Origin of the sequence: Ferrovibrio terrae, from assembly GCF_943371255.1 — a bacterium.
Taxonomy (GTDB): domain Bacteria; phylum Pseudomonadota; class Alphaproteobacteria; order Ferrovibrionales; family Ferrovibrionaceae; genus Ferrovibrio; species Ferrovibrio terrae_B.
Window position 1 is genome coordinate 1 of sequence record NZ_CALRUC010000127.1, and the last position, 12237, is coordinate 12237.

At 63.1% G+C, this 12237-nt stretch carries 10 protein-coding genes; 7 read left to right on the forward strand and 3 right to left on the reverse strand.

What is annotated here, in order from left to right; translation table 11 throughout:
- Positions 1–1353: alkaline phosphatase family protein (locus AAG799_RS19775; protein WP_341898583.1), on the forward strand; the 1353-nt coding region annotated here is incomplete at its 5' end.
- Here the strand turns inward: AAG799_RS19775 and AAG799_RS19780 are convergent.
- Positions 1350–2258 carry a LysR family transcriptional regulator gene (locus tag AAG799_RS19780; RefSeq protein WP_341898584.1) on the reverse strand — a complete coding sequence of 303 codons (909 nt, stop codon included), beginning with the start codon at positions 2256–2258 and terminating at the stop codon, positions 1350–1352. The genes AAG799_RS19775 and AAG799_RS19780 overlap by 4 nt on opposite strands.
- Positions 2259–2360: 102 nt before the next feature.
- On the opposite strand from AAG799_RS19780, the gene AAG799_RS19785 reads away from it, so the two are divergent.
- Positions 2361–4502 (forward strand): malate synthase G, encoded by a 2142-nt coding sequence (locus tag AAG799_RS19785; protein ID WP_341898585.1) that lies wholly within the window; start codon positions 2361–2363, stop codon positions 4500–4502.
- Here AAG799_RS19785 and AAG799_RS19790 read toward each other — a convergent pair.
- Entirely contained in the window at positions 4499–4957 is a 459-nt protein-coding gene (locus AAG799_RS19790; protein WP_341898587.1) for a MaoC family dehydratase, read from the reverse strand. The genes AAG799_RS19785 and AAG799_RS19790 overlap by 4 nt on opposite strands.
- A gap of 158 nt (positions 4958–5115) precedes the next feature.
- Here AAG799_RS19790 and pyrC point away from each other — a divergent pair, with 158 nt between their 5' ends.
- On the forward strand, positions 5116–6171 hold the full coding sequence (gene pyrC, locus AAG799_RS19795; protein ID WP_341898588.1) for a dihydroorotase: 1056 nt from the start codon (positions 5116–5118) through the stop codon (positions 6169–6171).
- A 3-nt stretch (positions 6172–6174) separates the two neighbouring features.
- On the opposite strand, the gene AAG799_RS19800 is transcribed toward pyrC, so the two are convergent.
- Positions 6175–6804: a PilZ domain-containing protein gene (locus tag AAG799_RS19800; RefSeq protein WP_341898589.1), complete on the reverse strand. Its 630-nt coding sequence runs from the start codon at positions 6802–6804 to the stop codon at positions 6175–6177.
- A gap of 169 nt (positions 6805–6973) precedes the next feature.
- Here AAG799_RS19800 and AAG799_RS19805 point away from each other — a divergent pair, with 169 nt between their 5' ends.
- From AAG799_RS19805 to AAG799_RS19820, 4 genes are all read left to right on the forward strand, one after another.
- Complete coding sequence (locus AAG799_RS19805) at positions 6974–8242, forward strand: pentapeptide repeat-containing protein (RefSeq protein WP_341898590.1); 1269 nt, start codon at positions 6974–6976, stop codon at positions 8240–8242.
- A 108-nt stretch (positions 8243–8350) separates the two neighbouring features.
- Positions 8351–9580, forward strand: a complete 1230-nt coding sequence (locus AAG799_RS19810; protein ID WP_341898591.1) for a pentapeptide repeat-containing protein — start codon at positions 8351–8353, stop codon at positions 9578–9580.
- 167 nt (positions 9581–9747) lie between these two features.
- Positions 9748–10971: a pentapeptide repeat-containing protein gene (locus AAG799_RS19815; protein ID WP_341898592.1), complete on the forward strand. Its 1224-nt coding sequence runs from the start codon at positions 9748–9750 to the stop codon at positions 10969–10971.
- A gap of 126 nt (positions 10972–11097) precedes the next feature.
- Positions 11098–12237: pentapeptide repeat-containing protein (locus AAG799_RS19820; RefSeq protein WP_341898594.1), on the forward strand; the 1140-nt coding region annotated here is incomplete at its 3' end.

The following is a 12237-nucleotide window of genomic DNA, read 5'->3' on the forward strand; positions in this document are numbered from 1 at the left end:
CTGCTGACGGGTCTCTACCAGATGACCCATCGCGCGGTGCAGAACACCATCCCGCTCGATTCCCGCTTCACCAATCTCGGTCATGAACTGCGGCGCAGCGGCTACGACCCGGCCCTGATCGGCTACACGACCACGACGCCCGATCCGCGCACGACGGGGCCGAACGATCCGCGCTTTTTCGTGCTGGGCGATATCATGGATGGTTTCCGCCCGGTCGGTGCCTTCGAGCCCTACAAGGAGGCCTATTTCGCCTGGATGGCCTCCAAGGGCCACGACCTGCCGGAAAACCCGGAGGATGTCTGGCGTCCGCAGGCCGGCAAGCCCGGCGCCACGCGTGAACCGGGTTCGCTGCCGAAGGAATTGTCCGATACCGCCTGGTTCACCGAACGCGCGCTCACCTATCTGAACGGCGCCAGCAATCGCAACTGGTTCCTGCATCTGGGCTATTACCGGCCGCATCCGCCCTTCATCGCGCCCGAGCCCTATAACAGCATGTACGACCCGGCCGACATGGCGCCGCCGGTGCGTGCGGCCACGGTGGAGGCGGCGGCAGCCAGCCATCCGCTGCACAAGTTCTATATCGACAATGTCAATCAGCGCGGCTTCTTCCAGGGCGCTGATGCGCTCGGCTCGGCGATGACCGAGGAGGAGGTGCGGGTGATGCGCGCCACATACTTTGGCCTGATGACCGAGATCGACGATCATCTCGGCCGCGTCTTCGATTATCTGAAACAGAGCGGCCAGTGGGACGACACGCTGATCATCTTCACCTGCGATCACGGCGAGCAGCTCGGCGATCACTACCTGCTCGGCAAGCTGGCCTATTTCGATGCCAGCTTCCGCATCCCGATGGTCATCCGCAACCCGGACCGCGCCGCCGAATCGACGCGCGGCCAGATCATCGACCGCTACACCGAAACGGTCGATACCATGCCCACCATCCTGGACTGGATCGGCGCCGAGATTCCGCGCCAGTGCGACGGCCGTTCGCTGCTCGATTTCACCTATGGTGCCGTGCCGGCCAACTGGCGCACCGAAGTGCATTATGAATTCGATTTCCGCGACATCTTCTATTCCAAGCCGGAAGGCGTGCTGGGCACGGCGATGGATGAAAGCTCGCTCGCCGTGGTGCAGGACGACGACTACAAGTATGTGCATTGCGCCGCCTTGCCGCCGCTGTTCTTCGATCTGAAGAAAGATCCGGACCAGCTCAACAATCTGGCCGGTGATCCGGCCTATGCGCCGCAGATCATGCAATATGCCCAGAAGATGCTGAACTGGCGGCTGGCCCATGCCGACAAGACGCTGACCGGCTATCGCGCCAGCCCGCATGGCCTGGAGACGCGGCGCTAGGATTTCAGCTGCCGGTCCCAGCCAGGCTCGTCGCCATAGATGCTGCGCAGATGATCGATGAAGGCACGCACGCCGGCCGGCACGAAATTGGTCACCGGATGCACGGCGAAGATGCTGACATCGGCGGCACCGGGATGCTCGGGCAGCACGACCTGAAGGGCGCCGCTGCGCAATTCGTTGCCGATATCCCAGGTCGAGCGCAGGGCGATGCCCACCCCGGCAATCGCCAGTTCGCGCACCACCTCGCTGGAATTGGTGCGCACGGCACTTTCGCCCTGCACCAGCACGGTGCCGGTTTTACTCTGCAGTCGCCACGGCAGCTGAGCGGCGGCGGCGAGGAAACGATGGCGCCGCAAATCCTGCAGCCGCGCCGGCGCGCCATATTTCTTTAAGTAGTCCGGGCTGGCGCAGAGCACGCGGCGGTTCGGCGCCAGCCGATGCCCGGTCAGGCCGGCCTCGATCGCCGGTGCGATGCGGATGGCAAGATCAATGCGCTCGACCACCAGATCGACATAGCCGTCCGACAGATCCAGCTCGACCTCCAGCCGCGGCCAGGTGTCGAGAAAGGGTTTCAGATGCGGCGCCACATGCAACCGGCCGAACGAGGTTGGCGCAGTAAGCCGCAGGCGGCCCGAAGGCGCGCCGGTGACGCCGGTGACGATATTCTCCGCCTCGCGCGAGGCGGCCAGGATTTCCACCACGCGTTCATAAAACCGCTGGCCGGCCTCGGTGGTCGCCAGCTTGCGCGTGGTCCGGTGCAGCAGCCGGGCACCGAGCCGCTCCTCCAGCGCCGCGATCCGCTTCGAGACCATGGCCGGCGACAGGTTCAGCGTGCGGCCCGCCGCCGCCAGGCTGCCGGTCTCGATCACCCGGGCAAACAGCTCGTATTCCCTGTCCATGGTCATTATTTCCCACATAGAACGACTGCGTTCAATTCTTTTCATCTACAGAATGAATGCCGGGTCTGCTAGCCTGCCGGCGCTTTTCAGAAAACCGCAGGAAACGTCATGACCAAGACCGTCACCAAGGCCGGCCTCACGGTTGCCGAAGACCTCGCCCGCTTCATCGAGGACAGCGCCCTGCCGGGCACCGGACTCGAGGCCGGCGCCTTCTGGTCGGGCGTGGCTGCGATCTTCGCCCGCTTCACGCCGGAGAACCGCAGCCTGCTGGCCAAGCGCGACCAGCTTCAGGCGAAGATCGATGCCTGGCATGTGCAGCGCAAAGGCCAGGGTTTCGATGCTGCGGCTTATCAGGCTTTCCTGAAAGAGATCGGCTATCTGGTGCCCGAGCCGGCACCGTTCAGGATCGACAGCACCAGGGTGGATGATGAGATCGCCCGCATGGCCGGGCCGCAGCTGGTGGTGCCGGTGCTGAACGCGCGCTTCCTGCTCAATGCCGCCAATGCGCGATGGGGCAGCCTGTATGATGCCTATTACGGCACCGATGCGATCCCGCATGAGGCGGGTGAGAAGAAGGGCTACGATCCGGCGCGCGGCGCCAAGGTTATCAGTAAAGCCAAGGCCTTCCTCGATGCCGCCGTGCCGCTGGCCACGGGCAGCCATACGGATGTGACGGGCTGGTCGATTGCCAATGGCACGCTCAGCCCGGCGCTGAAGGATGCCGCCGCCTTTGTCGGCTATCGCGGCGATGCGGCGAATCCGACCGCCGTACTGCTGAAGCATAACGGCCTGCATATCGAGCTGGTCATCGACCGCGCGCATCCGATTGGCAAGAGCGATCCGGCCGGCCTGGCCGATGTGATCCTGGAATCGGCGCTCACCACCATTGTCGATCTGGAAGATTCGGTCGCTGCGGTCGATGCCGAAGACAAGGTCGCGGCCTATGCCAACTGGCTCGGCCTGATGAAGGGCGACCTCGAGGCCAGTTTCGAGAAGGGCGGCAAGACCATGACCCGCGCGCTCGAAGCCGACCGGACATACACCGCTGCCGGCGGTGGTGTGCTCACACTGCCCGGCCGTTCGCTGCTGCTGGTGCGCAATGTCGGCCACCTGATGACCAACCCCGCCATCCATCTGCCCGATGGCAAGGAAGTGCCGGAAGGCATCCTGGATGCCATCGTCACCAGCCTGATCGCGCTGCATGATCTCAAGCGCAAGGGCCGTTTCGTCAACAGCCGCGCCGGTTCGGTCTGCATCGTCAAGCCGAAGATGCATGGCCCGGAAGAGGCGGGCTTTACCGACCGCCTGTTCGATGCCGTCGAAGACCTGCTCGGGCTGGAGCGCTACACCATCAAGGTCGGTGTGATGGACGAGGAACGCCGCACCTCGGCCAATCTGGCCGCCTGTATCCATGCCGTGCGGCATCGCATCATCTTCATCAACACCGGCTTCCTGGATCGCACCGGCGATGAGATGCACACTTCGATGCAGGCCGGGCCGATGGTGCGCAAGGCCGAGATGCGGGCATCGAGCTGGATCAAGGCCTATGAGGAGCGCAACGTCGCCATCGGCCTCGCCTGCGGCCTGTCCGGCAAGGCGCAGATCGGCAAGGGCATGTGGGCGGCGCCCGACCGCATGGCCGACATGCTGGAACAGAAAGTGGGACATCCGAAGACCGGCGCCAACACGGCCTGGGTGCCGAGCCCGACGGCCGCCACGCTGCATGCCACGCATTATCATGTCGTCGATGTGTTCGGCCGCCAGGCCGAGGTGGCAAAACAGCCGCTGCCGCCGCTCGATGCCCTGCTTACAATTCCGCTGGCCACGGGGCAGAATTTCTCCGAGCAGGATGTGAAGGACGAACTCGACAACAACGCCCAGGGGATTCTCGGCTATGTCGTCCGTTGGGTCGATCAGGGCGTTGGCTGTTCCAAGGTGCCCGATATCCACGATATCGGCCTGATGGAAGATCGCGCGACGTTACGCATTTCCTCGCAGCATATGGCCAACTGGCTGCTGCATGGCATCTGCACGAAGGAGCAGGCCGAAGCCGCCTTCAAGCGCATGGCCGCCAAGGTGGATGCGCAGAATGCCGGCGATCCGCTGTATCGCCCGATGGCCACCGATCCCGACAACAGCCTGGCATTCCAGGCTGCGCGGGCGCTGGTGTTCGAAGGCATCAGCCAGCCGAACGGTTATACCGAGCCGCTGCTGCATGCCTTCCGCCAGAGGGTGAAGGCGCAGGGTTAAGCGGCCGTCGTCCTGCGCGGCACCACCATCTTCACGGTGAACACCTGCACGGCCTCGCCGTTCTGATTCTGCGTCTCGATGCGCATGGTGATCATGCCGCGGTCGGGCCGTGATTTCGACGGCGTGATCTCCAGCACTTCGGCAGAAACCTTCAGCACGTCACCCGGCCGCGTCGGCTTCGGCCAGGACAGCTCGCCGCTGGCGCCGATGATGCCCCCGGCAATCGGTATGCCGCCATCGGTCACCAGCCGCATGGTCATCGCCGCTGTATGCCAGCCGCTGGCGGCCAGGCCACCGAACAGGGTGGGTTTCGCCGCGGCATCGTCCAGATGAAAGGGTTGCGGGTCGAATTCGGCGGCGAAGCTCTTGATGCGGGCTTCCTCCACCATCAGCGATCCCATGCTGGCAAAGCGTTGGCCGATATTCAGGTCGTCCAGGTAAAGCAGGTCGGCCATGGGTTCCTCCGGCGGCGGCCCACCTATATCGGCCGGTCGGCGCGGGTCAGGCAAGCGGGAAGGCCCGCTGGTGCAGAAATGAAACCGGGAATTGCGGGCAGGACTGGCCTGCCGTGCGCGGATGGCGTAATGAGTCGGAACCAGATTTGAGGCCTCTTATGACCAGTAGCACCGCCATCGTGATCCGCCAGCCCGACGACTGGCATGTGCATTTGCGCGACGGCGAGGTGATGGCCGCTGTGCTGCCGCATACCGCCGCCCAGTTCGGCCGTGCCATCGTGATGCCGAACCTGAAGCCGCCGGTCACCACCACGGTCCTGGCCGAGGCCTATCGCAAGCGCATCCTCGCCGCCTTGCCGGCCGGGTCGCGTTTCCAGCCGCTGATGACCGCCTATCTCACCGACAACACCGATCCGGCCGATATCGCCGATGGCTTCAAACGCGGAATATGGGTCGCGGCCAAACTCTATCCGGCTGGTGCCACCACCAATTCACAACACGGGGTCACCGATATCACGCGCATCCATGGCGTGCTGGCGATGATGGAAAAGATCGGCATGCCGATCCTGCTGCATGGCGAGGTGACCGATCACAGCGTCGATATCTTCGACCGCGAGCGGGTTTTCCTCGAGCGCATCCTGGGCAGGCTGCTCAAGGATTTCCCCGGCCTGAAGGTGGTGCTGGAGCATATCACCACGTCCGAGGCTGCCGATTTCGTGCGCGCCCATGCGCCGCAGCTGGCCGCCACCATCACGCCGCATCATCTGATGATCAACCGTAGCTCGATTTTCGAGGGCGGTGTGCGGCCGCATCTCTACTGCCTGCCGATCGCCAAACGTGAAACCCATCGCCTGGCGCTGCGCAAGGCGGCGGTTTCGGGCGAGGCCTGCTTCTTCCTCGGCACCGATACGGCGCCGCATTTCGTGCATCTGAAGGAAGCCGCCTGTGGTTGTGCCGGCATCTTCAATGCGCCGACCGCCATGCAATGTTATGCGCAGGTCTTCGCCGAGGAAAACGCGCTCGACCGGCTGGAGGCGTTTGCCTCGCTCAATGGTCCGCGCTTCTACGGCCTGCCGGTGAATACCGCGCAGATCCGGCTCGAACGCAGGGCGGCAGCGGTGCCCGAGACCGTGGCGGTGGGCAAGGACAGCATCCTGGTCTTCGCTACTGAGGCAGCGCAGCAGTGGTCGGTGGCCGAGGTGGTGCCGGCCTGAGCCTTACCGGCGTTTCTTGCTGGCGGCTTTCTTTTTCGCCACCGGCTTTTTCTTTGCTGCAGGCTTGGCGGCCTTTTTCTTCACAGCCTGTTTCTTTTTCACGGCCTGTTTCTTTGCAGGCTTTTTCGGCGTGGCTGCTTTCTTTGCCGCCGGTTTCTTCTTGGCAGCGGTTTTTTTCCTGGCGGCCGGCTTCGTGGCCGGGGCGGCTGCGGGCTTCGGCGCCACCACATGCGGGCGGCTGGCATTCAGCATCAGCAGCGCCATGTCGTCGACTTCCACCGAAAGGCGGCCCAGCGTGGCGCCGCCGGCATGCAGCAGGCAATGCACACCCAGATCGCTTACGGCCTTCACCGTGGCGGGCACGCCTTTTTGCTCGCCGGCCAGTTTCAGCTTGATGCGGGCGCCGACCGGGATCTCCATGCGCGGCGCAAACAGGCAGCCTTCCAGCGACAGGTTGGTCACCATGCCGTTCACGGCAGTGTCGTTGTGAATCAGCTGGGCGACGATATGGGTATCGCGCCGATCAAACCGGCGACGATTGGCGTCACCTTTATCATCGCTGGCTTTTCCGGATTTGCTCTGTCCCACGGCCTTTTTGCCGGCCTTGCCCGTTCGCAGTTTGGCGGACGCCATCGACGCATTCCCCTGTTGAATGCAATAACACTAGCGGTTGCTAAAGATTCTGGGAAGCCTGTTTAACGTCTTGATTCGCTGACAAAAGCATGGCGATGTCGAAACGGTTTCTCTACACTGCTTTATCGAACTGTCACCATTTAGTCCAACTGCAAACCGAAATCTTGCCATGTCCGCGCGGATACCGCCGGAGCCCGTTGTCTGGGCCTTGTCGCGCCATAACGCCTATCTGACCAGTCGGCCCGGCGGTGTACGCCTGCAGTGCCGGGGTGAGGATTTTGCCGATCTGCGTCTTGATGGCGCGGCCTTCGACGATGCGATCCTGCCCGGCTGCAGCTTTGCCGGCTCGTCGCTGAAAGAGGCGAAGTTCCTGCGGTCTGACCTGTTCGGCAGTGATTTCACCCGTGCCGATCTCACCGGAACAACCTTCGATCGTGCCGATCTGCGCGGCGCCAATTTCCTGATGGCGACGCTCAAGCAGACCTCGTTCAAGCAGGCAGATCTGCGGCCGGGCCAGATCATGCAGCATATCAAGGACGAAGACGGCACCGAACGCGAGAAAAAGCAGGATGTGCCGGTCAATATGTCCGGCGCCAACCTGGAAGAGGCCAATCTCGGCCATGCGCATCTCGACCAGGCCAATATGAGCAATGCCAACGCGATGAATGCCACTTTTGTCGGCGCATCGCTGTTTGCCGTCAATCTCACCGGCGCCGATCTCACCGGCGCCGATTTTTCCGGCGCCAAGCTCAAGGATACCACCTTTGTCGGTGCCAACCTTGATGGCGCCAAGCTGGCGAACTGCGACCTGCGCGGCGCCAATCTGCGCAGCGTGGACCTGAGCAATGCCGATCTCACCGGCGCGATGATGCAGGGCGCGATCTATCGCGGTGCCAAGCTGCCGGCCGAAATCGAGGAAAAACTGCTGGCGCATGGCAAGTGGATCGCCTCCAACGGCCTCAGCGGCGAACGCGCGGTGTTCAGCAACATGAAGCTGCCCGGCGTTGATTTTTCCAGTTGCGACCTGCGCGCCGCCGTGTTTCACGACACCAATCTGGCCGGCGCCTATTTCACCAAGAGCCAGTTGCTGTTCACCAGCTTTGTCGGCTCCGATATTCGCAAGGCGAATTTCGATCAGGCGACGCTGGGCGGCGCCAATTTCTCAGGCGCCCTCCTGCTGGGCGCCACCTTCCGCGCGGCCCAGCTGGTCGGGGTGGAAATCTTCAACGCGCTCAACCAGCGCACCGGCAAAACCATCTTTCCGCGCTTCGACAACGCCGATCTCACGGGCGCCGATCTGCGTGGTGCGGTGATCGAGGGTGTCGATTTTGCCAGCTCGATTTTCGAGAAAGTGAATATTGCCGGCACGGAGTTGCGCCACTGCACCGGTATGCGCACCGGGCTGCGCCAGGGTACCCGGGCTAAACCTCTGGGATAGCTTGTAAAAATAGTGATAGTAAGAATTCGTCACAATTACAGTTATGGGTTGCGCGTAGGATTGTGAGATACTAGCGTTCAGTAACTACCCGGTGACCGGGTAATTGCCATGTTCAACGCTATGGTCGATCGTAATTTACCGCCGCATGAGGTTCAGGTAACCCTCTCCCGCCACGCCGCCTTCCTGGCCGGTCGTCCGGGCGGTACACGCTTGCAACAAAGCGGTGTGCATTACGAGAACCTGCAGCTCGACGGCGCCAAGCTCGATGATGCCATTCTGTCGCGCGCCGGTTTCGGCAATGCCTCCCTGGCAGGTGCGGAGCTCCGCCGCGCCGATCTGTTCTGCGCCGATTTCCAGAATGCCGACCTGACCCGCGTGGTGCTCGATCGCGCCGATCTGCGCGGCGCCAATATGGGCCGCGCCATTCTGCGCAATGCCTCGCTCAGCCAGGTCGATCTGCGGCCGGGCCAGATCATGATCGCCGAGACCAGCGAGAGCAAACAGGTCAATGCCAATCTCGATGGCGCCAAGCTCGACGGGGCCGACTTCAAGCATTCCCAGCTCGACCAGGCCAGTCTGGCCGTGGCATCGGCCGCCGGGACCAGTTTTGCCAATGCCAGCCTGTTCGCCGTCAATCTGGCCGGCGCCGACCTCACGGGCGCCAACCTGACCGGCTCCAAGCTCAAGGATGCCAATCTGATCGGGGCCAATCTGGCCGGCGCCAAGCTCAAGGGCGCTGATCTGCGCGGTGCCAACCTGCGCAACATCGATCTCAGCAAGGTCGATCTCGATGGCGTGTCGATGCAGGGCGCGATCTATCGCAAGGGCGATCAGTTGCCTGAGGATGTTGAAGAGATACTGAAGGCGCACAGCCTGTGGATCGCCACCAATGGCGCCGAGGGCGTGCGTGCGGTGCTCAGCGGCCAGAAACTCGATGGGCTCAATTTTTCCGGTTGTGATCTGCGCGGCGCCGAACTGCACGGTACCTCGCTGGAAGGTGCCGATTTCACCAATGCGCAGATGATGTTTGCCAGTTTCATCGATGCCAACCTGTCGAAAGCCAATTTCGACATGGCGGATCTGGGCGGCACCAATTTCGTGCGCGCCAGGCTGGCCGCCAGCCGCTGGCGTGGCGCCCGCGTGGTTGGCGTCGATCTGTACAATGCGCGCAACCAGCGCACCGGCAAGACCATCTATCCGCGCTTCGAAGCTGCTGACCTCACCAGCGCCGACATGCGCGGCGCCACGCTGGAAGGGATCGATTTCGGCGAGGCAAAAATGCCAGGCGTCAATCTGCAGGGTGCCGAACTGCGCGACTGCCTGGGCATCAAGCGCTGAATCAGCGCGCCGGCGTTAACACTTTTCAGGGTTATCAGCTCTTCACTCCCGCCCGTCAGGCCCTGCCTGCTAAGGTCGGATACAAATACTCTTGCAGCAAGAATGAGTCAGTGCGTTAATCTAGCGATAGATTGATCTCGGCAGATTTCCAGGAATTATGACACTGTATGCCTGAACTTCGTTTTCCCCCGCAACAGCTGATCAATGCCCTGTCTCGGCATGCCGCTTGGGCCGCCGGGCGCAGCGAAGGCGAGCGCCTGCAGCGCCGTGGCGAGGACTTCTCGTTTTTACGTCTGGATAATGCCAAGCTGAATGATGCAGTGCTTTCGCGCTGCCTGTTGAGCGGCAGCTCGATGGTGAAAGCGGAGCTGCGGCGCGCCGATCTGTTCGCAGTCGATTTCATGCGCGCCGACCTGTCTGGCGCCATCCTCGATCGTGCCGATCTGCGTGGCGCCAATATGATGAAGACGCTGCTGCGCGGCGCCTCGCTGAACCAGGCCGATCTGCGGCCGGGGCAGATTGTTGTCGATGGCGGCGGCACCAAGTCGCAGTCGGCCAATCTTTCGGAAGCCAAGCTGGATGGCGCCGACCTGCGCTCGGCCCAGCTCGACGAAGCCAATATGTCGGTCTCCTCTGCCACTGGCGCCAATTTCGCCAATGCCAGCATGTTTGCCGTCAACCTGGCCGGCGCCGATCTCTCGGGCGCCAACCTCACCTCGGCTCGCCTGCGCGATGTCAACCTGATTGGCGCGCGCCTCGAAGGCGCGCTGCTGCAGGGCGCCGATCTGCGCGGTGCCAACCTGCGCAATGTCGATCTCACCAAGGTCAACCTCAAGGGCGTCGATCTCTCGAGCGCCACCTATCGCAAGGCAGCCAACCTGCCGACCGAGATCGAGGTGATCCTGCATGCTCACAGCCGGTGGATCGCCACCGGCGGCGCCGAAGGTTCGCGCGCCATCTTCAACGGCAAGAAACTGGCCGGCTGCGATTTCTCCAGCTGCGACCTGCGTGGCGCCGAGCTGCATGGCTGTGATCTCAAGGCGGCTGACTTCTCCTCGGCGCAGCTGTTGTTCGCCAGTTTCCTGGGCGCCGACCTCAACAAGGCGAATTTCGACCAGGCCGATCTCGGCGGCGTCAATTTCACCAGCGCGAATATGTCCGAGGCAACCTTCCGGGGCGCAAAGCTGGTCGGTGCCCCCCTGTTCAGTGCCAGCCATCAGTCGACCGGCCGCACGCTGTATCCGATCATGATCGATGTCGATCTGACCGGCGCCGACATGCGCGGTGCCGTGCTGGACCATATCGATCTCAGCAAGGCCAAGCTCGGCCGTGCCAATTTCTCCGGTGCCGATCTGCGCGACTGCGTCGGCCTCAGCGGTGCGGCCGAATAGCTGCTGCCTGCCATTCGACTTGAGAAAACCCGTAAATTCTGCGGAATATCCGTTGGCGCTGCGGCGACGCCCCGTTAAGCTTGCGGTGCATCCCTGACAGAAGGTCAGGGCTGACAGAAGGCCACGATGACCGACCGCCATTTACCGCCCCCCAGTCTGATCAACGCCCTGTCGCGCCATGCCGCCTATCTGGCGCAGCGCCAGGGCGGCGAACGCATGAAACGGCGGGATGAGGATTTTTCCTGGCTGGTGCTGGATGGCGCGCCGCTGGATGACGCGGTGCTGGCGGCCTGCCGCTTCGTCGGGGCCAGCCTGGCGAATGCCGCATTGCGCCGCGCCGACCTTTTCGCCGCCGATTTCGCCGCGGCCGACCTGAACCACGCCCAGCTCGACCGTGCCGATCTGCGCGGCGCCAATTTTCACAGCGCCAGTCTGCGCGGCGCCTGCCTGCGCCAGGCTGATATGCGTCCGGGCCAGATGCAGATCCAGGACAAGGGCGGCAACCGGCGCCAGGTCACCACCTTGCGCGGTGCTGATCTCGATGGCGCCGACCTGTCGCTCACCCAGCTTGAGGAAGCCGATCTGGCCGTCGCCTCGGCGCGCGGTGCCAGCTTTGCCCGGGCCAATCTCTATGGCGTCAATCTTGCCGGTGCCGATCTCACCGGTGCGGATTTTACCGAAGCGAAAATGAAAGAGTGCAATCTGCTTGGCGCCAAGCTCGATGGCGCCAAGTTGAAAGGCGCCGATCTGCGCGGCGCGAACTTGCGCAATGTCGATCTCAGCGCCGTCAATGTCACCGGTGCCAATCTGATCGGTGCGGCGATGCGCAGCGCCAATGCCGTCATGCATGGCGAGATCGAGGCGATTCTGGCCAGCCATTCACGCTGGATTGCCACCGGCGGCAGCGAGGGCGAACGCGCCAACTTTTCCGGCCGCCGGCTGCGCGGCACCGATTTCTCCGGCTGCGACCTGCGCGGCGCAGATTTCACTGATGCCGGTCTTGTCGACGCGTATTTTGTCTGCGCCCAGCTCACCTTCACCAACTTCACCCGCTGCGACCTGCAACGGGTCAATTTCGATGAGGCGGTTTGCGCCGGCACCATCTTCGGTGAAGCCAATCTGGCCGCCGCCACCCTCCGCAATGCGCAGCTGATCGGCGCGGAACTCACCACGCCTGATGGCCGGCCGACCGGGCGCATGTTCTATACGCAGCTGGCCGGCACCAATCTGAACGGCGTCGATCTGCGCGGTGCGCGGCTTGAAGGC